The sequence below is a fragment of the Streptomyces sp. NPDC015125 genome (genome assembly GCF_043080045.1).
Taxonomy (GTDB): domain Bacteria; phylum Actinomycetota; class Actinomycetes; order Streptomycetales; family Streptomycetaceae; genus Streptomyces.
Window position 1 is genome coordinate 219,294 of the sequence record NZ_JBIBVF010000003.1, and the last position, 24,155, is coordinate 243,448.

The window sequence follows — 24,155 nt, forward strand, 5'->3', positions numbered from 1 at the left end:
AGACTTCGGCATATGCCAAGGTCATGATGGCACCGGTGTCCTGGCGCTTTGCGCCCCACGGCACCCGGATACCCCGGGACGGGGGAGGGCGAGGACTCCGGAAGCGTACGGAACCGGCCACATCCGTGGCCGGTTCCGCGAGTCGGCCCGGAAACAGGGCGCTCGGTCCCTCGGTACCCGGGGAGCTGAATCCGGCCTCATGACGCCGAACAGCTCACGCCGTGGGAACCGCCCCTGACGCCGGGGCGGCTCCTGGCTGTCATGGCGCCGGTGTGCGGAAACGAGAAAGGGTGATGCGTTCCCCGCAGGGAACGCACCACCCGGACTCGGCGCCTAGCGGCTGCCGTTCACAGAACGGCGCTCAGGAATTCCCGGGTGCGCTCGTGTTCCGGCTCGCTGAAGATCTGCTCCGGCGGCCCGAATTCGATCACCCGCCCCTGGTCGAACATCATGACGCAGTCGGAGATGTCCCGGGCGAAGTTCATCTCGTGGGTGACACACAGCATGGTGATGTCCGTGGTGTGGGCGATGTCCCGCAGGACGTCCAGCACCCCGGCCACCAGCTCCGGGTCGAGGGCGGAGGTCACTTCGTCCAGCAGCAGCACCTGCGGGCGCATCGCCAGCGCCCGGGCGATGGCGACCCGCTGCTGCTGGCCGCCGGAGAGCTGGGTGGGGTACTTGTCGAGGTGCTCGGTCAGGCCCACCAGGTCGAGGAGTTCGCGGGCCCGTTCCTCGGCGGCGTCCTTGTCCAGCCCGAGGACGTGCACCGGCGCCTCGGTGATGTTCCGCAGCACCTTCATGTTCGGGAACAGGTTGAACTGCTGGAACACCATGCCGATGTTCTTGCGCACCTCGCGGCAGTGCTTCTCCCCGGCCGGTACGAGCTTGCCGCCCTTTTCCTCGTGGGTCAGATACTCGCCACCGACCTTGATGGTGCCCTCGTCCGGCTTCAGCAGCGTCATCAGCAGCCGCAGGATGGTGGTTTTGCCGGAACCGGACGGGCCGATGAGGGTGACGTGCTTGCCGGAGTAGACCTTCAGGTCCAGCGAGTCCAGGACCGTGTGGGTCCCGAACCGCTTGGTGACCTTGTCGAAGCGGATCAGCTCGGTGCCGTCCACCGCCGGGTTGGCCGATTCTTTCGAGGGGGTGTGGTCAGCGGACAAGGCGACGCTCCAGGGCTCGCAGGAGAAGGGAGGTGGGGTAGGAGATGACCACGAAGAGGATGCCGACGACGGTGATCGGCTCCAGGTAGTCGAAGGTGGTGGCGCTGATGCTGTTCGCCTGGAAGAGCATGTCGGCGACGGTGATACCGGCCAGCAGCGGCGTGTCCTTGAACATCGCGATGACGTAGTTGCCCAGCGCGGGCACCACCCGGCGGAACGCCTGCGGAAGGATCACCGCGGTCCAGGTGCGCCGGCGCGGCAGGCTCAGCGCCGTGGCGGCCTCCCACTGGCCGGGCGGCACCCCGTCGATCCCGGCGCGGTAGACCTCGGAGGTGTACGTCGAGTAGTGCAGGCCCAGGCCGATGACACCGGTGGTCAGCGGCGCGAAGGCCAGGCCCCAGCCCGGCAGGACGAAGAACAGGAAGAACAGCTGCACCAGCAGCGGGGTGTTGCGGATGAACTCGACGAAGATGCTGACCGGCCAGGTCACCCAGCGGCTCGGTGCGCGCAGGGCCAGTGCCCACACCAGCCCGAGCGCGAAGGACACCAGCGAGCCGTAGATCGTTGCCTGGACGGTGATCCACAGGCCTTTGAGGATGTCGGGCATGATCTCGCCGACGTAGCTCCATGACCAGTTGTTCACGGCTTTCCTCCGGTGGCCAGCGCCTCGGGGCCCTGCTTCTCGACGGGCAGTTTGCGGGAGAACCAGCCCTCACCCTTGGGTACCGCCCGGCCGACCGAGGCCTTGGCGCGGCGCTCCAGCACCCGCATGATCCGGGTCATCACAAACGCGACCACGAAGTACAGGACGAGGATGATGCCGTAGATCTGGGCGCTCTGGCCCGTGGACAGCCGGGCGAGCTTGGCCTGGAAGGTGAGTTCGCCGATGGACAGCAGCGACGCCAGCGCGGTGCCCTTGAGCAGTTCGATCAGCAGGTTGTTGAAGGGCGGCATCATCTCGGGGACGGCCTGCGGGAGTATCACCTTCCGCAGCCGCTGCCAGGGCGTGAAGCTCAGCGCGATGGCCGCCTCGAGCTGGGCGGGTGCCACCGCCTGTACGGCGCCTCGGACGATCTCGGAGCCGTACGCGCCGTACGACAGGCCCAGTGCCAGGGTGCCCGCCCAGATACCGACCAACTGCCAGCCCAGCAGCGGCAGCGCGAAGAACAGCCAGAACATCAGCACCAGGGCCGAGGTGCCGCGGAAGAACTCCACATAGGCCCCGGACAGGAAGCGGACGATCCAGAAGCGTGAGGTGCGGGCCAGGCCGATGCCGAAGGCGACGGCCGCGGCCAGGGCGGCGCTGTAGACCATCAGCTGGATGGTGATCCACAGTCCCTCGAAGAAAAGTCCCCACAGAGCGCCGGTCATTTCTTGCAGAGCTCCTTCGCCGTGAGGTCGGTCTGGAACTCCTTGGTGAACCCGTACGGCCGGGCGATGCGCAGGAGTTCGCCGCTCTTCTTCATCTTCTGCAGCTCGCGGTTGAAGGCGTCGCGCAGCTTGGTCTCGCCGATCCGGAAGCCGTAACCGCCGCCGTCGCGCTGGGGCTTGCCGTCGACCTCCGGCGTGAACGGCCGGGTCATCTCGACCTTGGGGTGGGCGCCGGTCTTCAGCGCCTCGATCATGGTCAGCGCGGTGCCGGCGAAGACGTCGATCCGGCCGGCCTCCAGGGCCTCCATCCCGGCGATCTGGTCGCCGTAGGTCTGGATGGTGCTCTTCTCGACGCCGTTGCCGACCGCGTAGTCGATCTCGGCATAGCCGATACCGGAACCCATCCGGTAGTGCCCCTTGGCGATATCTGCATAAGAGTGGATATTTTTCGGGTTGCCCTTGAGGACGAGAAAAGCGTCCTTGCTCTCGTAATCCGGGTCGGAGAAGAGGACGGCCGCACAGCGGGCCTTGTTGATGAACATGCCCGCGACGATCACGTCGTACTGAAAGGAGTGCAGTCCCGGCACCAGTGCGCCGAATTCGACCGGTACCGGCTCGAAGTTCTTGATTCCCAGCCGCCGGAAGATCGTCTTGGCGACCGCGGGGGCCTCGCCGGTCAGCTCGCCCTTGCTGTTGATGGAGGCATAGGGCGGCTCGCTGGCGATGCCCATGCGAACGGTGCCCTTTTTCCGCAGGTCCTCCAGTTGGTGTCCGCCCCCGGTCGCCCCGGAGACATCAACCCGGGAGCAGCCCGTGCCCGTTCCCATCGCACCCGCCGCGCCGAGCGCCGCCACCCCCGCGAGCAGCGTTCGCCGCCGGATGCCGCTTGCCGATTTTCTCTTGATCATTTTGTGTTCTCCTGTGGTGGAGCCATGGGCGCGCGGCTACCCGAACGCGTGACACCTATGCCAATCGTTTCCAGCCCTTGATAGAAGCGCCCCGGAGTTGTTCCGTACGCCGGTATTGCCCACCTACGATCGGGGCATGACCGATCGCTTCATCGAAGTCTCCCTGGACAAGCGCGGCGTGAGCTGCACGGCCAAGTTGCTCGACGACCGCGCGCCGATCACCTGCAATGCCGTATGGGACGCGCTCCCGCTGGGCGGCGACGTCTATCACGCCAAATACGCCCGCAACGAGATCTACGCCCTGCTCCCGCCGTTCGCTCCGGAGGAGCCGCCGCTGGAGAACCCGACGATCACCCCGATCCCCGGCGATCTGTGCTACTTCACCTTCACCGACACCCAACTGGGTACGAAGTCCTACGGTTACGAGTCCCAGGCCGAACACCAGGGCCGCGCCACCGTTGTCGACCTTGCGCTGTTCTACGAGCGCAACAATCTGCTGATCAACGGTGACGCGGGCTGGGTGCCGGGCATCGTGTGGGGCAGTGTCGTCGACGGCCTGGACCGGATGGCCGACGCCTGTCAGGACCTGTGGCGGGCCGGAGCCCTGGGGGAGACCCTCAACTTCCGGCGGGCCCGGTAGCGTGATCACTCTCCTGTCGTCCGCGTCGTCCGCGTCGTCCGCGTCGTCCGCGTCGTCCGCGTCGTCTGCGTCGTCCGCCCGCAGGCGGACGACGGGACGCCGTGGTCAGCCCCTGGGGGCAGGAGGTGCGGGGATCTCCGCGGTCCCCGCTTCGTAGAGGGCGTGCGCGGCGCGCAGCACCAGCGCGTCCGCGTGCCGCGCACCGACCAGCTGGACGCCGATCGGCATCCCGTCGCCGTCCACCCCGCAGGGCAGCGTCGCGGCCGGCTGCTGGGTGAGGTTGAACGGGTAGGTGAACGGCGTCCAGCCCGTCCAGCGGGTGTGGCCGGACCCGGGCGGTACCTCGACGCCCGCCGCGAAGGCGGTGATCGGCTCGGTCGGGGTCACCAGCAGGTCGTAGGCGCTGTGGAAGCGCCCCATGGCCTGACCGAGCGCCATACGGGTATCGACCGCGGCCAGATAGTCCAGCGCGCTGTAGCGGGCGCCCTGCTCGCAGATCTCCTGGAGCCCCGGATCGAGCAGCGCCCGGTCCGCGTCGTCCAGATGCTGCACCACCCGGGCCGCACCGCTGAACCACAGCGTGTGGAAGGCCTCCACCGGGTCCGCGATGCCCGGGTCGATCTCCTCGACGGACGCGCCGAGCCCGGCCAGCGTGTCGACGGCCCTCCGGACCGCCGCGGCGACCTCCGGGGCCACCGGCACCTCCCAGCCGAGTGACGGGCTGTAGGCCACCCGCAGCCCGGAGACCGGACCCGCCAGCGCCTCCCGGAACGACCCGCCGGCCGGGCCGAGCTGGGACCAGTCCCGCCAGTCCGCGCCGCAGATCACCTCCATCATCAGCGCCGCGTCCGCCGCGTCCCGGGTCATCGGCCCGACATGCGCCAGCGTCCCGAACGGGCTCGCCGGATACAGCGGCACCCGCCCGTAGGTCGCCTTGAGGGCGAAGATCCCGCAGAACGACGCCGGGATGCGGACCGAACCGCCGCCGTCCGTCCCCAGACTCAGCGGCCCGGCGCCCAGCGCCACCGCCGCCGCACTGCCGCCGCTGGAGCCGCCCGCGGTGCGCCCCGGGTCGTACGGATTGCCCGTCACCCCGTGCCGTGGACTGTCGGTGACGCCCTTCCAGCCGAACTCCGGGGTGGTGGTCTTGCCGACGAACACCGCCCCGGACTCCCGCAGCCGGGCGACCGACGGGGCATCCTCCTCCCACGGGCCCTCGGCCCGCACCGTCCGCGAACCGCGCAGCGTCGGGACGCCCCGGGTGAGGATCAGGTCCTTGACGGTGACGGGCACCCCGTCCACCGGTCCGGCAGGCGTACCGGCCCGCCAGCGTTCCTCCGCTTCCTTGGCGGCCGACAGCGCCTCGTCCGGGTCGATCCGGGTGAAGCAGTTCGTCGCGGCCTGTGCGGCCTCGGCGCGCTCCAGCACCGCCCGGACCGCTTCGACGGGAGAGAATTCGCCGGCCGCGTACCCGGCCGTGAGCCGGGTGGCGGTGAGGTCGGCGAGGTGGGTCGGTTCGGTGGTCATACGTCCTCCGAGCATCGGCCGCCCCGAGCGGGACGGCGGCGGGGGCGGGGTGCCGCGCCTGGGTCCGGCAGCCGGCGCCGTCACTTCACCGGTACGTACCCGAGCCGCTTGTCGACGAGGTTGTGCAGCGGCTTGCCGGCCGACCACTGGTCGAAGTTGTCCTGGAACTGCTCGGCGAGGGCGTCCCGCCAGCCCAGGGTGTCGCCACTCATATGGGGCGAGATGATCAGATGCGGGACGTCCCACAGCGGGCTGTCCGTGGCGAGCGGCTCCTGCTCGAAGACGTCCAGCGCCGCCGCCGCGATCCGCCACTCGCGCAGCGCCGCCACCAGGGCGTCCTCGACGACCAGCGGCCCGCGCCCGATGTTGATGAACCGGGCCCGCGGCGACATCCGGGAGAACGCCGCCTTGTCGAACAGGCCGCGGGTGGCCTCGGTCAGGGGCGCCGCGCAGACCACCCAATCCGCCTGGGGCAGGAGGCCGTTCAGTGCGTCACTCGCATGGACGAGGCCGAATTCCGGGTCGTCCGAGCGCTCCCGGCGGCCGACCAGATCGACCTTGACACCCAGTGCCAGGAGGGTGGTGCCGATGGCCCGGCCGATCGGCCCGGAGCCCACCACGACGGCCCGGCTGCCGGCCAGCCGCAGGGTCTCGCGGTGCTGCCAGCGCCGCTGCCGCTGCAGCTCCCAACTTCCGTAGAAGTCCTTGGCCATGGCGATCACCAGCCCGGCCACATACTCGGCGATCGGCTGCTCGAAAACCCCCCGGGCATTGGTCACCCACGTGTCGTCGGCGATCAGCGCCGGGCACAGCAGCTGGTCCACACCCGCGCTGGCGGTGTGCACCCAGCGGGGCCTGGGGCCCTTCTCCGGCCAGGCTCTGCGGATCGCATCGGAGGTGAAATCCCAGGCCAACAGCACGTCGGCGGAGGGGAGTCGGTCAGCGAGCGAGTCCTCATCGGTGAAGATCACCCGAGCCCGGCCGGCGAGCCGGTCGAGCTTCGGCGGCGGGTCGGAACCGAGGACGAGGACGGTGCTTTCGGACATAGCCAGAAACCGTTCTGAAACGTGAGTCCCTTTCCATGGAAAGGGGCGCCGACAGATGCCTGGGATGCGAGGATTGACCACGCTAAGAAGTCGTATCTACCGTGTCAACAACGGCACTGTTCCGACGTCCCGGCTTGATCCGGCTGCACCTCATCCCCGGCCACTGGCCTGGCCATCCCAGCCCTTCGTTTTTGTTCTAGGGGCCTTCATGGACGTCTCTTTTCTGGGTGGCCCACAGCCGCAGCTCGGCGTGGGCGTCGTCGCTCCCTTCGACTTCGCTCTCGACAGAGAGCTGTGGCGCTGGGTCCCCGACGACGTGTCCCTCCACCTCACCCGCACCCCTTTTGTGCCCGTCGAGGTCAGCCTCGATCTGGCCCGTCTGGTCAGCGAGCACGAAACGCTGCACGCCGCCGTCCAGGCGTTGTGCGCGGTATCACCGCAGGTCATCTCCTATGCCTGCACATCCGGCAGCTTTGTCGCCGGGGTGGCGGGCGAGCGGGCCATGTGCGCCGCCATGGCCCAGGCGGGGGAGGTTCCCTCCCTCACGACATCGGGCGCATTGATCGAAGCGCTGCGCGAGATCGGCGCACGGCGCATCGCCGTGGTCACGCCCTACACGAAATCGGTCACCGACTCCCTGGAGGACTACCTCGGTGAAGCAGGCATCACGGTCACCGGCCGCGCCTACCTCGGCCTGACCCGGCACATCTGGAAGGTGCCGTACCGCGACGTCGTCGACATGGCCCGCGCGGCCGTCGTCGGCTCCGCCGATGCCCTCTTCATCAGCTGTACGAATCTGCCGACCTACGACGTCATCCCACAGCTGGAGGCCGAACTGCGGATGCCGGTGCTGTCCGCCAATCAGGTCACGATGTGGGCGGCGCTGCGCGCCATCGGCGTCCAGGCGGTCGGCCCGTACCAGGCGCTGCTCGATCCGGTGGCGCGCCGCGGTCCGGCCGCGATGACCGGATCGGACCCTGTGGAACCGGGCGAAGGCCTTACGCGGGCGACCCCCGAGGCCGCCTTCGCCGGATCCGCCGCGGTACCGGACGGGGAGGCCCTCGACGGTCTGGAACCCCCGCCCTATCCACCCGAGGACACGGGAGGTCTGCCCCCGGTGTGAGGCGGGTCCGCACCCGCCCGCACCACCACGGATGCTGCCGGTGTGGTCCCACGCGCCGGCAGCGCCCCTTCCGCACCTCCCGGCACCACCCGGTGAAGGCACTCGCATTGCCGCATTCACCCGCATCGACGAATGCACCCGCATCGACGCATGCACTTGTTCCACGAGTGCACCCGTCTCCTCGAACGCACCCGTCTCCACGAACGCACCTGCTCTCCACGAACGCACCCGTCTCCAAAAACGCCCCTGCACCCGCAGCCGTACACGCAAGGGAGAACTGCATGGCATCGGTCGGCTTCCTCTACCCCGGCTACTCCGCGGAGGATGACTACCCCCGGCTCGAATCGCTCCTGGGCGGCGCGGTCCCTCTGCCGCTCGTCCACACCGACATCGGCGAGGACGCCCACCGGGTCGACGCGCTGCTGGAGATGGGCTCCGCCGGGCGGCTGGCGGCCGGTGTCGACGAGCTCAAGGAACGTGGCGCCGAGGCGGTCGTCTGGGCCTGTACGAGCGCCAGCTTCGTCTTCGGCTGGGAGGGCGCCCATGAACAGGTCCGGGAGCTGTCCGTCACGGCCGGCCTGCCCGCCTCCAGTACCTCCTTCGCCTTCGCCCATGCCATCCAGGCGCTCGGGGCCCGGCGGGTGGCGATCGCCGCCACCTACCCCGACGATGTGGCCGAGCGCTTCCACGCGTTCTTGAAGTCCGCCGGTACGGAGGTCGTCTCGACCCGCGGGAGCGGGATCATCACCGCCGCCGAGGTCGGCACCTGGGGCAGCGAGGAGGTGCTGGCGCTCGCCCGGGCGGGCGACCATCCCGACGCCGAGGTGGTGCTGCTGCCGGACACCGCACTGCACACCGCCGAACATCTGCCGGCCCTCGAAGCGGAGCTGCGCAAGCCGGTGCTCACCGCCAATCAGGTGACGGTCTGGGAAGGGCTGCGGCTGCTCGACCGCACGATGTCCTGCCCGGTGCTGGGCACCCTCTTCTCGCGGACGGCGCACGTCCAGGGAGCACCTCCGATCTGACCCGGGAATAAGTGGAGAACGTCTCCGGTTGTCCTCCTCGCAGACCACCGACGCGAGGAGGACCCGCACCGTGAGCGGCGAGAACGACCAGACCCGGGGCAGCGACGAGGCGGCCCGCGACAGCGGCGACGGGATACGGGGCGTGGCACCGGGCACCGCTCCGGTCCCCCTGTCGGTGCTCGACCTGGTGACGGTCGGCGCCGGCCACACCGCTTCCGATGCGGTCCGTACGGCCGTCGACATCGCCCGGACGGCCGAACGCCGCGGCTTCCACCGCTACTGGGTCGCCGAGCACCACTCCATGCCCGGCGTCGCCTCCTCCTCGCCCGCCGTGCTGCTCGCCCACCTCGCCGCCCACACCGAACGCATCCGTCTCGGGTCCGGCGGCGTCATGCTCCCCAACCACGCCCCGCTGGTGATCGCCGAGCAGTTCGGCACCCTGGAGGCGATGGCTCCCGGCCGGGTTGATCTGGGCCTGGGCCGCGCGCCGGGCACGGACGGCGCCACTGCCGCGGCGCTGCGCCGGACCGAGCGGCTGCACGAGGGCGCGGACGATTTCCCCCAGCAGTTGGCCGAGTTGACCCGCTTCCTCGACGACTCCTTCCCCGACGGCCACCCCTACGCCAGGATCCACGCGGTCCCCGGCCCGGTCCAGGCCACCTCGCCCGGCGGCGTCCAGTCCCGGCACCGGCCGCCTCTGTGGCTGCTGGGCTCCTCCGGCTTCAGCGCGCGGCTCGCCGGCTCCCTCGGTCTGCCGTTCGCCTTCGCGCACCACTTCTCCGCGGCCAACACCGTCCCGGCGCTGGACCTCTACCGCGCCTCCTTCCGCCCCTCCGAGGTGCTGTCGGAGCCGTATGCGCTGATCGGGGTCGCGGCGCTGGCCGCCGAGGAGGAGCGGGAGGCCCGCCGTCAGGTGCTGACCGGCGCGCTCTCCATGGTCCGGCTGCGCAGCGGCCGCCCCGGCCTGGTCCCGAGCCCCGAGGAGGCCGAGGCGTACCCCTTCAGCGAGGTGGAGCGGGGCTTTGTCGACAACTGGCTCGGCAATGTCGTCCACGGCACCCCGGACGCCGTCCGCCAGGGCCTGGACGATCTCGCCAAGCGCACCGGCGCCGACGAACTGATGATCACCGCCAATGCCCACGGCGGCCCGGCCCGGCTGCGCTCGTACGAGCTGATCGCGGACGCGTACGGGCTGCCGGGGTAGGGCTTCGTAGCTGGTGGTTGCGGCCGGACCGGCGAGCGCCTGCTCCGCGTACGCGGGGGCGCTCAGGCGCCGGTGTGCCGGCCCGCGTCGAGCAGGGCCTCGACCCGGTCGGGGGCCACGGGACGGGAGTAGAGCCAGCCCTGCCCGGTGTCGCAGCCGATCCGGCGGAGCCGCTCGGCCTGCTCGGCGCTCTCCACGCACTCGGCGGTGACCGTGAGGCCGAGCCGGTGCGCCAGCGCCACCAGCGCCTCCACGATCATCTCGTCCGCCGGGTTGGGGTGCTCCTGCGAGCGGAAGCCGCGGACGAAGGAGCCGTCCAGCTTCAGTACGGACACCGGGAGGCGGCTGAGGTAGGCGAGGTTGGAGTAGCCGGTGCCGAAGTCGTCGATGGCGATCCGTACGCCCATGTCGCTCAGCGCCTGGAGGGCCTGCAGCGGCCGGCCGGCCGAGCCCATCACGGCCGACTCGGTCAGCTCCAGCTGCAGCAGCCGCGGCGGTAGCCCGGTCTCGGCGAGGATCCCGGCGACGTCCGCGACCAGGTCGGAGTCCCACACCTGACGTACGGCCACATTGACGCTGACGAACAGCGGCTGGCCGGGGTGCGCCAGCTGCCAGGCCCGTGCCTGGTGGCAGGCCCGCTCCAGGACCCAGCGGCCCAGCTCGACGATCGCGCCGTTCTCCTCCGCCAGGGCGATGAACCGATTCGGCGACAGTGTCCCGAACTGCGGGTGCCGCCAGCGCACCAGCGCCTCCACCCCTTGCGCCCGGCCGTCGTCCAGCCCGACCAGCGGCTGGTACTCCAGGGTGAATTCGCCGCGGTCCACGGCCGGCCGCAGGGTGCTGGAGAGTGCCTGCCGGGTCATCCGGTGGGCGTTGCGCTCCGGGTCGAAGAGCGTCCAGCGGGCCTTGCCGTCCTCCTTCGCCCAGTACAGCGTGGTGTCCGCGGCCTGCATCAGGCCGGTCGCGGTGGTGCCGGTGGCGGTCCGCTCCACGACGCCGATGCTCGCCGACACCGACAGCCGCTGCCCCGCCAGGTCGAACGGGCGCTGCAGTGCGTCCAGGACGGACTGGGCCAGCTCGGCCAGCTGGTCGGTGCCGGTGGAGTCCTCCACCAAAAGAGCGAACTCGTCACCGCCCAGTCGCGCGACGAGATGCCCCGCCCGGCCCGCGCCGCGGTCCGCCGCGTTCTCCGCGCAGCGCGTCAGCCGCTGGGCCACCGCACTCAGCAGCCGGTCGCCGACGCGGTGCCCGAGGGTGTCGTTGACGGCCTTGAAGCCGTCCAGGTCGAGGTAGCACAGCCCGATCCGGCCGGTGCCGGACGGTGCGAAGGAGGCGGTCTCCAGCGCGGCGGAGACCCGCTCGAAGAACAGCGCCCGGTTGGGCAGCCGGGTCACCGGATCGTGCATCTGCAGATGCCGCAGCCGGGCCAGCAGATCGTGCCGGTCGCTGATGTCCGCCACCGACAGCAGCATCCGCTCCTCGCCGCTGAGCGGTTCCGGCGTCAGCGGCTCGACGGTGACTTCCACCCAGATGGAGTGCCCCTCGGGGTGCTTGAGGCGGCGGGTGCAGCGCAGCCGGTCGCTGCGGCCGCACAGCACCTCGCGGTAGGCGGTCCACACCAGCGGGTCGGCGCCGAGGTCGGTGAGGTCCGCCGCGGTGGCGGCGACCAGCTCGGCCGGGTCGGCGCCGACCAGTTCCCCGAAGGCGGAGTTGGCGGCGAGGACCAGGCCGTCGCGGTTGAGGACGGCCATCGCCAGCCGCGCGGCGTGGAAGGTGGCGCGGTAGTCGCCGAGCGAGGCCGCGGTGTCGTCGCAGCGGCCGCCGGCCGGGGTGTGCCGGGCGTCGGCCGATGCATTGGTCGTACCATTACGCTCCGTCACTGAGGGAAGCGTCGCTCCGGGCGTGCGGCCCGGACTGTCGGGGTGTCCGCTCACTGCTCGCTCCCGCATGGCGCTTGTCTCGTGATGAAGGGTGGATCTCGCGCTGGAAAGTGTGGCGATCATAGAGGCTGGCGCAACGGCCGAGCCAGCGACGCAGCCGTGATCGTCCGGCCGCATGACGGAACTTCAGCCATTTCTGCCCGGCTCTGTTCGTACCGAATGCCCCATTGGCTGTTTGTGACTTTCCGTTACGAAGCGATGAAGGCACGCCGATCACTCTTCCGGACCCGCAAAACAGGACGAATAGCATTAAATCGCCACAGGGTAGATGAGGTCTCCGAATCCGTCCCTGGAGGTAGATGTGCCGCGCGCCCGGACACCCGACGGGGTGGATCGCCGCCGTCTGCGGCGCGTCGCGGCCGTCGTCACCTCTCTGAGTGCGCTCATCGCGACCTCCATCGTCGCCGGACCCGCCACCGCCTCCGAGGCCGCCCTCTCCTGCGCCCTGGGGCGCACCGACGCGCACCACTCCGAGGGGCTCGACACCTGGAACGGCGCCTATCCGCGCCCGGACCGCCCGCTCAATGCCGTCATGATCTTCCTGTCCTTCCCGGACGCCCGGCCGTCCGCCGCCCCGCAGGAGCTCTCCCGGGCCTACTTCCCCGCCACCTCCGGCTTCTTCGACCGCGCCTCGTACGGAAAGTTCCGGCTGCGTCCGCACGTCCAGCGCCACTGGGTCCGGATGCCCCGCCCGTCCGTCTCCTACGGAATACGGCGCGACTGGGACGCCGGACGGCGCTCCGCCTACCTGCGCGACGCGGTCGCCGCCGCCGACCCTTCCGTGGACTTCGGCCGTTACGACGTGGTCTATTTCGTCGCCGACCCGGATGCCCCCGGCGTCGACTCGGACGCCACCAAGGTCGTCAACCTCGAACAGCCGATGCACGCCGACGACCGCGATCTGCGCCGGTTCGTCACCGTCTTCGAGCAGAGCCCGCCGGACCGCAATGTCCTCGCGCACGAAACCGGGCACGTCTTCGACCTGCCGGACCTCTATCACCGGCCGGAGAGCGGCAAGGGCGACTGGGACACCTACGTCGGTGACTGGGACCTCATGGGCAGCCAGTTCGGTCTGGCGCCCGACCCCTTCGCCTGGCACAAGTGGAAGCTGGGCTGGATCGCCGACAGCCAGGTTGACTGCGTCGATCTGACCAGCCCCGCCCCGCACTCGCTGCGTACCCTGTCCGCCCCCGAGGAGCCCCGGTCCCAGCGGCGGCCGCGGCTCCTGGTGGTCCGTACCGGGCCCGACAGCGCACTGGCCATCGAGGCACGCGGTGCCATGGGCAACGACCGCTCGCTGTGCACCGAAGGTGTCCTGGTCTACCGCGTGCGGAGCAAGACCCCTTCCGGATCGGGGCCGGTGCAGGTCCTCGACGGGCACCCGGGCAGCTCGGCCTGCGGGGGCACCTCCGTCTACCCGCCGCTCGCGGACGCGCCGCTGGGCGTGGGGGAGAGCATGGACGACGCCCAGGACGGCGTGCGCATCCAGGTCGCGGGACGGACGACCGACGGGGACTGGGCGGTCAAGGTCGGGCGCGGCTGACGCCCGACGGCGGACCGAAGCGAGGCGTACGGCAGGCGAGGCGTACGGCAGGCGGGAAACGGGCCGGGCCGGCATACGACGAAGGCCCCCACCGGAGTGGAGGCCTTCGACTGTCTGTGCGCCGCCAGGGACTCGAACCCCGGACCCGCTGATTAAGAGTCAGCTGCTCTAACCAACTGAGCTAGCGGCGCCTGCTGACGGGGAAAACATTAGCATCATGGTCGGGGAGGACAAAAATCGGTTTGTCTCAGCCCGCGGTCAGTGCCGAAACGGGGTGCTGAGCTGTGGTTTCCCGCCCGGGACCGGCCAAGGAGCGGGCGGCGCGCACACAGGCCCACAGCAGCACGTCCGGACCGGGCAGCCAGGGATTGCGGACGCCCGGAGCCACCAGCCAGCGGGAGACGGACGGGCCGGCCACGTCCTCGGCGCCCGGGAACGGGGTGGCGTCGGCAGGCACGTCCTCGGCGGCCGCCCGGCGGGGGTGCAGGGGCGGGACGGTCACCGCATCCCCGCTGCCGTGGCACAGCAGCGGGGGGACGGCGGCGGCCCACTCCTCCCAGACGAGCAGCGCAGGCAGCCGCTGGGCCGTCCCCGGGGCGGCGAACAGCAGGATGCGGCCGCGGTGTGCCGCCACCGGCCCCGAGCCGGGACCGTCGGACCATAAACGGTCGACCATGCGCCGCCCGAAGAGCGCCGGGGCGTTGATCACGTCGAAAGCGGTGCCGCACGGCAGTGCGCTGGGGGCGGCCGGACGGGTGGCCCACAGGGTGTGCATCTCGTCCGGGTGGGGGCTGGCGGAGGCGAGCCAGTCGGCGCCCGCGAGGGTGACGTACGCCGCGGTGGGAAAGGCCAGGGTGCGGGGGGTCTCAGGCAGCCAGTCGCTCATGGGGGACAGGTCTACCCATGCGGCGTGTACGGACTGAGCTGATTGGCGGAAAGCGGGACGGGACGGCGCGGGAGCCGGTATCTTGCGCCTCTTGCATATGCCAGCGGCTCATGATCATGGACCATGAGCCGTAGTTGGGGCGTGTGGTGCGGATGTGATTCCCGGGGCGGCCGGTGGGGCCGGGGCGCTCAGTCCATCTCGCCCGGCAGGGTGCTGCCGCTGCGCATCAGGCTGCGGCCGAACTCGATCATTTTCTGCGCGTAGTCCTCGGTCCACTCCGCCTGCTCGGCGAGCGTGGCCAGCGGCAGCCGGTCGAACCGGCTGGGGTCGGCGAGCTGGGCGGCGGCCAGCGCCTGGAACTCCGTGGCGCGGTCCGCCGCGGCACGGAAGGCGAGCGCCAGCTCCGTGGCGCGGCCGAGCAGCTCGCGCGGGTCCTCCATCGACTCCAGGTCGAAGAAGTGCTCGGGGTCGGCGACGGCCTCGGGCGGCTCGAAGAGCAGCTGCGCGGGCTTCATCCGCCGTGGTCCCGGCGCCGTACCGCGCGGGTCGGGAGCCGGTCGCGGCTCGGACATGTACCTACCTCCAGATCGTGTGCCGCATTCCATTGTCCCGCCCCGCGCAAGGGGGCAGGCGCGGATGTCCGCCGCCGCCTCCGTTCCACGGGCCGACGAGGGGAGGGGGACGCCCTGCCGTTGAGGACGCCATGCCTCCTCAAGGGCGGCACGCCTCCTCAAGGACGCCACGCCACCCGGTGTTCCGCCAGGTGAGCGAGGACGGCGTGGTGGGCCTCCCAGCCGTCCGGGAACTTGACCGTGACACCGAGGCGGACCGGATCGGTCGAGGGGTGCTCGTCCAGCAGGTCGGCGACGCCCGCCCGGCAGACCACGATGCAGGCGTGCCGGTGGCGGGAGGCGAGCACACACAGCCGGCCGGTCTCCAGATGGAACTCTGTGGCGTCGGGGCGGCCGGAGAGCGGGTGCAGGACGACCGTGACATCGAACTCGCGGCCCTGGAGGCGGTTGGCGGTATCCACCGCGACCCCGGCCACCCCCAGCTCGGCGAGCGCGGCGCGGACGGCCGCCGCCTGGTCGCGATGGGCCGTGCCGACCGCGATCCGGGCCGCCGTGAGCGGCACCGGGACGGCCCCGCCGTCCGGACCCCGCCGGGCCTCGCTGGTCGCGGCGCCCCCGCGGTCCAGGAGCCGGCGCACGACCTGCGCCACCGCCCGGACCGCCTCCGGGTCCGTGCGCGGCGTACGGCGGGCGGGGAGTTCCAGCAGGCCCCAGCCCGACTCCGCGGCCTCGTCCAGGACGCGGTCCACCCCCGAGCCGTCGCCCGGCACCCCGAACGCCAGCCGGCGGTCGCCGTGGCCGGTGCCGCTGCGGAACGGGGTGTACGGGTAGAACGCGGCGGAGACCAGCGGCGCGGCCGAAGCGGGCAGCCGCCAGGACACCGGCAGCCGGTGCTGCGGCAGATCGGGGTTGTGGGCCAGGAGGGTGGACACCGCGCTCGCGGACGGGTCGTACGCCAGCCCCGCCCACTGCTCCGCACCGACCACGCTGAACGGGTCCAGCTGACCGGGGTCGCCGACGAACAGCGCCCGCTCGAAGAGCCCGGCGACGCTCAGCAGGGCATCGGAGCGCATCTGGTAGGCCTCGTCCACGATGGCATGCCGCCACGGCTCGTCGACCTTGGTGTACGCCCATTTCGCCGCCGTCGAGACGACGATGTCCATCCCGGCCAGATCGGCGGCCTTCGCGGACGTACGGACCGCGGGCAGCTCGGCCAGCGCCGGGTCGAACGCGCCGGGCTCGCTGCTGTGCAGCCGGCCGACCGGCAGCGCGGGGTCCTTCTCGGCGAGTCGCAGCACGAGGTCGTCGACCTGGGCGTTGGTCTGCGCGACCACCATCAGCGGGCGTCCGGCGGCGGCCAGTTCGCGGGCCGCCCGCACCACGAGGGTGGACTTGCCGGCGCCGGGCGGGGAGTCGACGACCACACCGCGCCGGGAGCCGTGCAGCGTGTCGTGCAGGATCGCTTCGGTCGCCGCGGCGGCCGCGGCGGCCGGATCGAAGCTCTTGGCCCCGGGGGAGGGGGGCGGGGCGGGTGCGGGGGACTCCTGAGGGGCCGTCATACGGCAATGGTCTCCGGGGCGGCCGGGTGCCGGGGGCGGTTCACAGGAAGTCCTCCGTGGTCACGGGGTCGGGGGTGTCGTGCGGCAGGTCCCCGGGGCCGGGCGGCGGGCCGCCGTGGGTCCACGGGGTGTCCTCGGGGTCCGGGAGCTCCGGGCCGCCGCGCGGGGCGTGTTCGAACAGCGTCCAGCACACCGTCTCGTCCGGCTCCGGCACCGAACCGGGCTCGGGTGTCTTCCCGCGCCCCATCCCGCCCGTCAGCCGCACCACCAGGGCGCCGGGCTCCCCGGCCACGGGCGCGACGTAGGCGGCGGTCTGCGTCTTGCCGTCCGCCAGGGGGCGGTAGAGCTTGCTGCCCTCGGACAGCTGCGGGCGGTCGGCCGTCCGCAGCGTGACCAGCGGGCGCGGCATCGGCCGCTTGCCCTCGGAGAAGGCCATCTCGACGGCGGTGACCGTGCCCTGGAACGCCTCGCCGGCCAGCCGCCGCCCCGCCATCACCAACGGATCGTCCAGGGCCTCCTGGGCGTCCAGTTGGGCCTGGGCCGTCTCCCGCGCGGACAGTTTCTGCGCGGCGGTGACCGCGTCGTCCTGTTTGGGCTGCGGGGGCTCCCCGGCGCGCACCCGGTCGCGGTGCGCCGTGTACGACCAGCGGTCGCGCTTCCAGCGGTCGGCGACCCGGGCGCCCTCGGGGAGCGCCCGCAGCAGGTCGAGACCGTGCCATACGGCGTCCCAGGCCGGCCGCAACTGCCCCTCGACCAGGGCGCGGAGGGCGTCCTCGGCGCCCGGCAGGCCGGCGTCGTAGCGGGCCATCGCGGGGGCCAGCAGCCGGTTGTCGAACGCCGGGTCGGTGGCCGGGCCGGCCGGCGGGCACAGCAGCTGCCCCGCCGCGTCGCGTGCCGACTCCGCGCGCTCGGCCGCCTCCCGGCCCGGCATCCCCGGCGGCGGGTCGATCCAGGAGAGCAGCGCGCCCAGGTGCTGGTCCTCCAGCACGCTCTGGCCGGTCGCCCAGTGGCGGGTCAGCAGGCCCGTCATGGACAGCAGCAGGCTCGCGCCAGGGACCCGCGCCCGCTCGCCGAAGTGGGTGAGCCAGCGGCCCAGCAGCGGGACGTGCGGCGGCGCGGGGTACGGCGCCTGCGGATCCTGCTCGGCCGTGCGCCGAAACCGCATCGAGCGTCCCAGCAGCCGGACGAATTCGATGCCCGCGGCGCTCGGCACGATCAACTGCGGTGCGTCCGCGCACAGTTCGACCTGTACCGGGACCTTCTTGCCGGTCTCCGGGTCGGTCTCCTTGCGCTCCTCCCACTCGATGGCGTCCGCGTAGCCGTCCACATACGGCAGCACCGTCTCCGCCAGCTCGGCGAGGAAGGCGAACCGCAGATCGCGGTCGCGCGGCTGCGGAACGGCCAGCAGTACCGGCTTCTCGCGGTCCGTGCCGACCAGGGCGCCCAGCGGGGCGCCGGCCTCGCCCGCGGTCGTCAACGGGACGAAGACCAAAGGGCGCTCGGACAGATGGCGGTGCAAGGCCGTGCAGCGCGGCCGCGCCCGGCCCGCGGCGACCGCCTCCATCCGGGCCAGCGTCTCGATCAGCGACATCCCGGCTCCTCAGTTCGCGGTGCCGGCACGGCCGAGCCGGCCAGCGCCTCGGCGCGCAGCGCGGCGGCCCGGCGCAGCGCCACCACGGCCGGGTCCTCCGCTTCGCCCGGGTCCTCCGCTTCGCCCGGGTCCGCAGGTTCCGCCCCGCCGGGGCCGGCCGCCGTCAGCACCTCCTCGATGGTGCGCAGGCCGCCCAACTCGCCCCGTACGCCGCGCCCCAGCGCCTCCACCGCGCCGTCCTGACGGGCGTGCTCACGGCAGTGGAAGGCCAGCTCGCAGGTGGCCAGGCACTCGGGGGCGTAGGCCGCGCCGACCGCCTCGACGGCCGCGGCCAGTTCCTCGGGCGGGCGGGTCGCCGTCTTTCCGTCGTCCGCGAGCCGCAGGTCGAAGGTGGTCTGTGCGGGCAGGGCGGCGGCGATCTCCTCGATCCGGGTGAGCCGGGTCAGTTGCCGCCGGGTGGTGGCCAGTTGCTTGCGGACGTCGACGGCGGCGGCCGTGGGGAGGTTGGAGAAGTCCTTCGGGCACACCAGCAGCACCCGGTCGCGGACCCGGACCGTGCGGCCGGTGCGCGCGCCGGCGTGCCGGGCCACCGGTTCCAGGGCAAGGACGTACACCGCCGCCTGCCGCGCCGCGGCGCCCACCTTGGCGGCGTCCGCCGAACCGTCGATCATCGGGAAGGACTTGATCTCGACGACCGTCCAGCTGCCGTCCGGATGCACCACCACCGCATCCGGCTCCACATAGGCGGGCGAGCCGGCCACCTCGACGGCCAGCATCGGGTGGTCGAGCAGCGCCCAGCCGCCGGCCGCGGTCGCGTCGCGCAGCGCCAGTGCCGTACGCGCCGCCCGGCCCTCGGGCCCGGCCGCGGACAGATCCGGGGCGGCGACCTCCTCGGGCACGGGCGCCGGGGTGCCGGGCGCCAGCCGCTCGTGCAGCAGCCGCAGCAGTTCCGTGCCGCCGTCGGCCTTCACCCGGGCCTCGAAGGCATTGCCGCGGACGAGGGCGAACTGGGACTGGCCGTACGCCGCGGGGGAGCCCAGCGCCTGGGCCAGCGCGCCCTTGTCGATGCCCGCGCCGTCCAGCAGCGCACGGCGGTGGCAGCCGGGGTTGGCGGCCAGCGCGGCCAGCGCACGGGCGTCGAGGGGGCGGGGGTGTACGCCGGGGCCGCGCAGCTCGGTGAGCCTGGCCCGGCGCACGAGGGGAGCCGCCTCCGGCGGCAGGCTCGGCGGTGCCGTCGGCGGCTCGGCCGAGGGGACGGCCGGTGCGGGGCGGCTGTCGCGGAAAACGTTCACCCGCGGAAGTCTCGCATCCGGCACCGACATACGGGGGACCACCCACGGACCGGCCGCCGGCGGACACCGCTCCCGGCCGCCGCCCGTACGCTGTACGGCAGCGCGGTCCCGGCGTGTCCCTCGCCGCCCGCGGGCAGGTCCCGCGCAGCCCCCCGGCCCGGCCCCGGCCCGGACCCGGCCGGACGGCACTCCCGGCCGTGCACAGGACGCCGCCGCCGGTGCAGGGGCAGGGCGGCCTCCCCGGCCGGGGACAAAACGACCCGATGCGCGATGATGGAAGGCCCGCGGTCGACGCCGCCCGCACCGAGAACGACCAGCCGAGAAGCCGGCGAGAGGTACGACCATGGCACCGCGCATATTCCTGGCCAGGCACGGGCAGACCGAGTGGTCCCGGTCCGGCAGGCACACCGGCCGTACGGACGTCCCGCTGCTGGACGAGGGCCGGCGCGGCGCCAAGCTGCTGGGCGAGCGGCTGCACCGCGCCCCCTGGGACGGCCTGCCGGGCGTCGAGGTCCGCACCAGCCCCCTGGTGCGCGCCAAGGAGTCCTGCGAGCTGGCCGGTTTCGGCGACCGGGCCCGGCCGTGGGACGCGCTGATGGAGTTCGACTACGGCGCGTACGAAGGTCTGACGCCGGCCGAGATCAAGTCGGGGCGGCCGGACTGGCTCATCTGGCGCGACGGTGTGCCGGAGGGCGAGACGCTCGCCGAGGTCGCCGCGCGGGCGGACGACGTCGTCGACTGGGCGCGGTCGGCCGACCGCGACGTGCTGGTCTTCGCGCACGGCCACATCCTGCGCGCCCTGGGCGCCCGCTGGCTGGGCCTGGACGTCTCCTTCGCCGCCCGGATCCGGCTGGAGCCGACCTCCCTGTCGGCGCTCGGCTGGGCCTACGGAGAACCGGCGATCGAGCGCTGGAACGACACCGGGCACCTCGGCTGACGGTCGCGGCACCCGCACGGACCCCGCACGGACCCCGCACGGACCCCGCACGGGTGCCGCACGGCCCCGATCCCGTCCCGTGCAAAGCGCCTGACGGTCCCGTCGGCCCCGTCGGTCCCGTCGGTCCCGTCGGGCGCCGGGCCGGCCGCCGTCAGCGGGCGGAGTCCGGGGCCGGGGCAGCCGTCCCGTCCTCGGACGCGGCCGATGCCGCGTGCCGCTGCAGGAAGCCGGCGACCGCGCCGCAGTCGCGATGCGCCCGCAGCGTCCGGGCCGTGCCGTCGAGCATCGCCCGGATACGGGCCGAACGGACCTGCTCCAGCAGCGTCAGCACCCGGTCCCCGGCCGCGGCGGCCTCCTCGGGCTCCCCGCTGTCCGCGAGATCACCCGCGAGTTCCGCGGTGAACAGGGCGATATTGCGGGTGAAGTGGGGGTTTTGCAGCGCCACCGCCCGGCGCGCATGCTCCACCGCACGCCCCGCCTCACCCAAGGCCGACCAGCACTGCGCCTCCAGGCCCGCCAGTTCGGCCTCGCCGTAGAACGACATCCACTCCGGGTCGCCGTCCCGCGACCCGCCCGCGAAGTGCCGCTCCGCCCGGGCCAGCGCCTGCTCGCAGCCGGAGCGGTCCGCCAGCCCCGCCCAGCCGCCCGCTTCACGCAGCGCCAGCAGCGACAGCAGCCGCGGTGAGGCCAGATGCCTGGCGGCCTGCTGCGCGGCCTGCGCGGCGCGCACCGCCTCGCGCGGCCGGCCGGCGTCGCGGGCGAGAAAGGCCGTATTGCAGAAGGCGTGGGCCTCCAGGGCCGCATCGCCGCAGACCCGGGCGGTGGCCAGCGCCTCCGCGTAGTGCGAGCGGGCGTCGTCGAAGCGGCCCGAGTCATGCGCCAACCAGCCGACGGTGATGGCGAGTTCACCCGCCCCGGCGTGCAGCCGGTCGGACACCGAGCGGCGCTGTACGTCCGCGTCCAGCAGCTCGTAGGCGGCGCGCAGCGGCTGGGTGGCGCGGCGGTAGATGCCCTCCGCGCCGTGCCGGTCGTCCAGCAGCCGGATCCGCCGGACCGCCTCCTCGACGGCGGTGGCCTCGGCGGCACCGGCACGGCCGACGGCCGCGGCACGCGGGCCCGGCACATGGGCGGATGCGGCGGCGGCAGCGGCCTCGATGGGATGCAGTGCGGCAAAGCCCAGGGCTGCTGCCGGGCCGCCGGTGATGAACGCGCGACGCAGCACGTCGCTCTCCTCGTGGATCTGGATACAGGTATCGCGGTGGTCGGGGTCGGTTGCCAGGGGCGCGGCGCCGGCCGCCGCGGTACGCGCCCCCCGTCCGCGTACCGCCTCGCGCGGCGCGAAGCCCATGTCGGGCAGCGTGAGTCCCGGGAACATGTGCCGGAACACCCGCTCGTAGGCGTAGTTCGGACACCGGATCTCCCCGGACTCGACGCGGCCCACATAGCGGGCGTCGCACGAGACCTGTTCACCGATCTCACGGGCGGACCGGCGGACCGCCGCCGCGAACTCGCCTGGCGACAGCCGGCCGCGCAGCTGTCGGAAAGCGAGGTTCGGGCGGGCGGGTACGGTGCGGGACGACGCTGACCTTGCTGCTGGCGACGCCATGGCGGACCCTCTCCGTGCCCTCTCCGTGCCATCAGGTGGCGATGCCGCCTCCTGGCGGTGCGGCGGGTTGACCGTACCGGCTGTGATGGCTCCGATACGCAGAGTTTGGCCACAAATCGGATATCTCGCGTGCGATCTGCCATGAACTGCCATCCTTTGCAGCGTTACGCCGCCGTAGCTGTTGACACGCCTGACCGTTGAAGTCGGTGTAAAGGGTCGGGTGTGTGCAGGAGGAGGGGTTCTCCGTGTGGGAGACCGGCGTGAGCAGGGGCGGCAACGGTTCCGCGGGCCAGGCCGTCGCAGACGGGGCACCGGCCGAACCGGCGCAGGCGTGTGACCTCGTGACGGTGCCCGCCCGGCAGGGACTGGAAGCCGTGGACATCCTCCGGCTGCGGGACGGTGTCGGCCCGGTCCTGCACGACGGGGCCTGCGACACCCTCGGCTTTCTGGTGCCCGCGGGTACCGCCGCGGGCTGGGACGTGCCGGGCAGCGCGTGTACCCAGACCTCCGGGAGAGGGGTCGCGCTGGGTGCGCTGTGCGGGGAAGGGGCCGCGGCGGAGCCGCCGGTGACCGGCAGCGGCTGGCTGGTGCCCCCAGAGGGTGCGGGCGCCGCGGCCACCGATCCGGCCGTGCTGCGTGCGGCACTCGGCGAGGCGGCCCGCACGATCGAGGCCGTCGACCGCTGTCAGTGAGGCCGGCCGCTGCCGGTGATCAGGGCGGGACCGCCCGGCCGGTGCCGGACGGTCCCTTCGGACGCCGGATGCCGGATGCCGGATGCCGGATGCCGGATGGCCCGGTGGCGCCGGGCGTGCGCGCCTTACGTCCCTTGTGCGGCCGGTGCGCCGTCTCGCGCCGGGCGGGGGATGGTGGTGGCGCCGCGCCGGTCGCCGAGCCGGCGCTGTACACCGCGCAGCAGCCGCGTCGCGGTGAAGGCCGCGCCGTGGACGAAGCGCATCGACGGGCCGAACGACGGGGCGGTCAGCAGCCCCGCGAAGAACAGCCCGGGCCAGGACGACTCGAAGCAGGAGCTCAGTTCGGGCGCCCGGCTGCCGCCCACCGTCCGCAGTGTGGTGCGCACCGGGGGGACGAGCAGCCGCAGCCGCCCGAGGTCGGGGAGGAACCCGGTGGCCGCCACCACGTGCTGGGTGTCCAGGGTCTCGGTACCGCCTTCCGTATGGGTGAGATGGAGCCGCACCCCGTCGTTGCGAGCGGCCGCCGCCCGGATGCGGTGGTTCAGCAAGGCCGGCACCGCCTGCTCGAAGCGCTCCCGCAGCCACCAGGCGCCGGCCGGGCCCGGCGCGTTCTCGGCGATCCGTACCCGGGTCGCGGCGGGCAGTCGGCGCACCGCCCAGGGCGCCTGTGACCACAGCCGGTTCGGCCAGCCGGTGCCCAGCGCGGAGTGCGGGTCGCGCAGCGCGCGCAGCCGGCCGCGCTCCAGCGGCTGTGGCGGGGAGTTCCAGCGCAGCCGGTCGGCGCGGGCCACGATGCGGGGCCGGGCGCCCTGTTCGGCGAGCAGGGCCGCGGTCTCCAGCGCGGACTGGCCGGCGCCGATCACGGTGACGTCCTGGCCGCGGAAGCGGCGCAGGTCGCGGTGGTCACTGCTGTGCGAGGCGAGGTGCGGGGGGAGTTCGAGCAGCGGCCAGGGGCGGTGGACGAACGGCATCACACCGACGGCGAGTGCAACGGTCCGGGCCGCGATCCGCTCGCCGGTGTCCGTGTCGACGTGGAAGCCGTTGCCGTCCGGGCGTACGGAGGTGACGGTGACCTCCTCGATCTGCGGTACCGCCCGTTCGCCGAACCATCTGCCGTACGCGGTGAAGGCGTCGAGCGGCAGCGGGACGCCGTGCCCGGTGGTCAGGTCGCGGGCGGCGCCGTACGCGGCCAGGGTGTGGCTGCCGTCCGGGTCGGAGAGCGGGGAGGCCCAGGGCTCGGAGGTGAGGAACATGCCGTCGGGCATGTGGTCGCGCCAAGTGGCCATCGGCCTGCCCAGGACCCGCAGCCGCAGCCCGGCCGCCGCCGCATGTGCGGCGATCGAGAGTCCGTAGGGGCCGGCGCCCACCACCACGAGGTCGTACATGGAAGCTTCCTGCTCTTTCTCTTTGTGCGGCACGGACGGAAGCGACCGCGGGGGGCGGAGCGGGCACGAGGGGCGGCCACCGGGCCCGCGTCCGGCGCCCGGCGCCCGGCGTCCGGCGTCCGGCGTCCGGCGTCCGGCGCCCGGG

Annotated in this window: 21 protein-coding genes and 1 tRNA gene; 7 read left to right on the top strand and 15 right to left on the bottom strand. The window is 72.6% G+C overall.

The features are described from left to right. Positions 1-347: 347 nt before the first annotated feature. From ehuA to ehuB, 4 genes are read right to left on the bottom strand one after another with little or no spacing between them, the layout of a single operon-like run. A complete protein-coding gene (gene ehuA / locus ACF088_RS10865; protein WP_392375290.1) occupies positions 348-1,163 on the bottom strand; it encodes an ectoine/hydroxyectoine ABC transporter ATP-binding protein EhuA in 816 nt (271 codons plus the stop codon). Next, positions 1,153-1,770, bottom strand: coding sequence for an ectoine/hydroxyectoine ABC transporter permease subunit EhuD (ehuD, locus tag ACF088_RS10870; protein ID WP_392375586.1), 618 nt, complete (start codon positions 1,768-1,770; stop codon positions 1,153-1,155). Before ehuD ends, ehuA begins: the two co-directional genes overlap by 11 nt. Positions 1,771-1,802: 32 nt before the next feature. Beyond that, positions 1,803-2,534 (bottom strand): ectoine/hydroxyectoine ABC transporter permease subunit EhuC, encoded by a 732-nt coding sequence (gene ehuC, locus ACF088_RS10875; protein WP_392375292.1) that lies wholly within the window; start codon positions 2,532-2,534, stop codon positions 1,803-1,805. After that, entirely contained in the window at positions 2,531-3,442 is a 912-nt protein-coding gene (ehuB, locus tag ACF088_RS10880) for an ectoine/hydroxyectoine ABC transporter substrate-binding protein EhuB (protein ID WP_392375293.1), read from the bottom strand. Before ehuB ends, ehuC begins: the two co-directional genes overlap by 4 nt. Before the next feature lie 136 nt (positions 3,443-3,578). Between ehuB and ACF088_RS10885 the strand changes: the two genes are divergently transcribed. Beyond that, positions 3,579-4,082, top strand: coding sequence for a DUF3830 family protein (locus ACF088_RS10885; protein ID WP_392375294.1), 504 nt, complete (start codon positions 3,579-3,581; stop codon positions 4,080-4,082). 105 nt (positions 4,083-4,187) lie between these two features. Here ACF088_RS10885 and ACF088_RS10890 read toward each other — a convergent pair whose 3' ends face one another. Together ACF088_RS10890 and ACF088_RS10895 are read right to left on the bottom strand one after the other, a co-directional pair. Then, entirely contained in the window at positions 4,188-5,609 is a 1,422-nt protein-coding gene (locus tag ACF088_RS10890; protein ID WP_392375295.1) for an amidase, read from the bottom strand. Between the two features lie 80 nt (positions 5,610-5,689). Further along, positions 5,690-6,655, bottom strand: coding sequence for a D-2-hydroxyacid dehydrogenase (locus tag ACF088_RS10895; RefSeq protein WP_392375296.1), 966 nt, complete (start codon positions 6,653-6,655; stop codon positions 5,690-5,692). Positions 6,656-6,863: 208 nt separating this feature from the next. Between ACF088_RS10895 and ACF088_RS10900 the strand changes: the two genes are divergently transcribed. The 3 genes from ACF088_RS10900 to ACF088_RS10910 all read left to right on the top strand — a co-directional run bounded on the left by ACF088_RS10900 (position 6,864) and on the right by ACF088_RS10910 (position 10,007). Then, entirely contained in the window at positions 6,864-7,778 is a 915-nt protein-coding gene (locus ACF088_RS10900; RefSeq protein ID WP_392375297.1) for a decarboxylase, read from the top strand. Between the two features lie 281 nt (positions 7,779-8,059). Continuing rightward, positions 8,060-8,803 (top strand): decarboxylase, encoded by a 744-nt coding sequence (locus ACF088_RS10905; protein ID WP_392375298.1) that lies wholly within the window; start codon positions 8,060-8,062, stop codon positions 8,801-8,803. A gap of 70 nt (positions 8,804-8,873) precedes the next feature. After that, the gene (locus tag ACF088_RS10910; protein ID WP_392375299.1) at positions 8,874-10,007 is read left to right on the top strand and encodes an LLM class flavin-dependent oxidoreductase; all 1,134 of its coding nucleotides are present in this window, start codon (positions 8,874-8,876) and stop codon (positions 10,005-10,007) included. Between the two features lie 62 nt (positions 10,008-10,069). Here the strand turns inward: ACF088_RS10910 and ACF088_RS10915 are convergent, their stop codons facing one another. After that, positions 10,070-11,887 carry a putative bifunctional diguanylate cyclase/phosphodiesterase gene (locus ACF088_RS10915; RefSeq protein ID WP_392375301.1) on the bottom strand — a complete coding sequence of 606 codons (1,818 nt, stop codon included), beginning with the start codon at positions 11,885-11,887 and terminating at the stop codon, positions 10,070-10,072. A 361-nt stretch (positions 11,888-12,248) separates the two neighbouring features. On the opposite strand from ACF088_RS10915, the gene ACF088_RS10920 reads away from it, so the two are divergent. Beyond that, positions 12,249-13,490, top strand: coding sequence for a M6 family metalloprotease domain-containing protein (locus tag ACF088_RS10920; RefSeq protein WP_392375587.1), 1,242 nt, complete (start codon positions 12,249-12,251; stop codon positions 13,488-13,490). Positions 13,491-13,607: 117 nt separating this feature from the next. Here ACF088_RS10920 and ACF088_RS10925 read toward each other — a convergent pair. The 6 genes from ACF088_RS10925 to ACF088_RS10950 form a co-directional block, all read right to left on the bottom strand. Then, positions 13,608-13,681 (bottom strand) — tRNA-Lys (locus tag ACF088_RS10925). 56 nt (positions 13,682-13,737) lie between these two features. Then, the gene (locus tag ACF088_RS10930; RefSeq protein ID WP_392375303.1) at positions 13,738-14,376 is read right to left on the bottom strand and encodes a bifunctional DNA primase/polymerase; all 639 of its coding nucleotides are present in this window, start codon (positions 14,374-14,376) and stop codon (positions 13,738-13,740) included. 188 nt (positions 14,377-14,564) lie between these two features. Next, positions 14,565-14,948, bottom strand: coding sequence for a hypothetical protein (locus ACF088_RS10935; RefSeq protein WP_392375304.1), 384 nt, complete (start codon positions 14,946-14,948; stop codon positions 14,565-14,567). Between the two features lie 158 nt (positions 14,949-15,106). Next, entirely contained in the window at positions 15,107-16,507 is a 1,401-nt protein-coding gene (locus ACF088_RS10940; RefSeq protein WP_392375305.1) for an AAA domain-containing protein, read from the bottom strand. Positions 16,508-16,547: 40 nt separating this feature from the next. Beyond that, positions 16,548-18,098, bottom strand: a complete 1,551-nt coding sequence (locus ACF088_RS10945; RefSeq protein ID WP_392375306.1) for a hypothetical protein — start codon at positions 18,096-18,098, stop codon at positions 16,548-16,550. After that, positions 18,089-19,420: a hypothetical protein gene (locus ACF088_RS10950; RefSeq protein WP_392375307.1), complete on the bottom strand. Its 1,332-nt coding sequence runs from the start codon at positions 19,418-19,420 to the stop codon at positions 18,089-18,091. Before ACF088_RS10950 ends, ACF088_RS10945 begins: the two co-directional genes overlap by 10 nt. A 313-nt stretch (positions 19,421-19,733) precedes the next feature. Here ACF088_RS10950 and ACF088_RS10955 point away from each other — a divergent pair, with 313 nt between their 5' ends. Then, complete coding sequence (locus ACF088_RS10955; protein WP_392375309.1) at positions 19,734-20,327, top strand: histidine phosphatase family protein; 594 nt, start codon at positions 19,734-19,736, stop codon at positions 20,325-20,327. A gap of 151 nt (positions 20,328-20,478) precedes the next feature. On the opposite strand, the gene ACF088_RS10960 is transcribed toward ACF088_RS10955, so the two are convergent. Continuing rightward, positions 20,479-21,933, bottom strand: coding sequence for a tetratricopeptide repeat protein (locus tag ACF088_RS10960; RefSeq protein WP_392375311.1), 1,455 nt, complete (start codon positions 21,931-21,933; stop codon positions 20,479-20,481). 245 nt (positions 21,934-22,178) lie between these two features. On the opposite strand from ACF088_RS10960, the gene ACF088_RS10965 reads away from it, so the two are divergent. Continuing rightward, positions 22,179-22,625 carry a hypothetical protein gene (locus ACF088_RS10965; protein ID WP_392375313.1) on the top strand — a complete coding sequence of 149 codons (447 nt, stop codon included), beginning with the start codon at positions 22,179-22,181 and terminating at the stop codon, positions 22,623-22,625. 125 nt (positions 22,626-22,750) lie between these two features. Here ACF088_RS10965 and ACF088_RS10970 read toward each other — a convergent pair whose 3' ends face one another. Next, positions 22,751-24,010: an NAD(P)-binding domain-containing protein gene (locus tag ACF088_RS10970; RefSeq protein WP_392375314.1), complete on the bottom strand. Its 1,260-nt coding sequence runs from the start codon at positions 24,008-24,010 to the stop codon at positions 22,751-22,753. Positions 24,011-24,155: the final 145 nt, after the last annotated feature.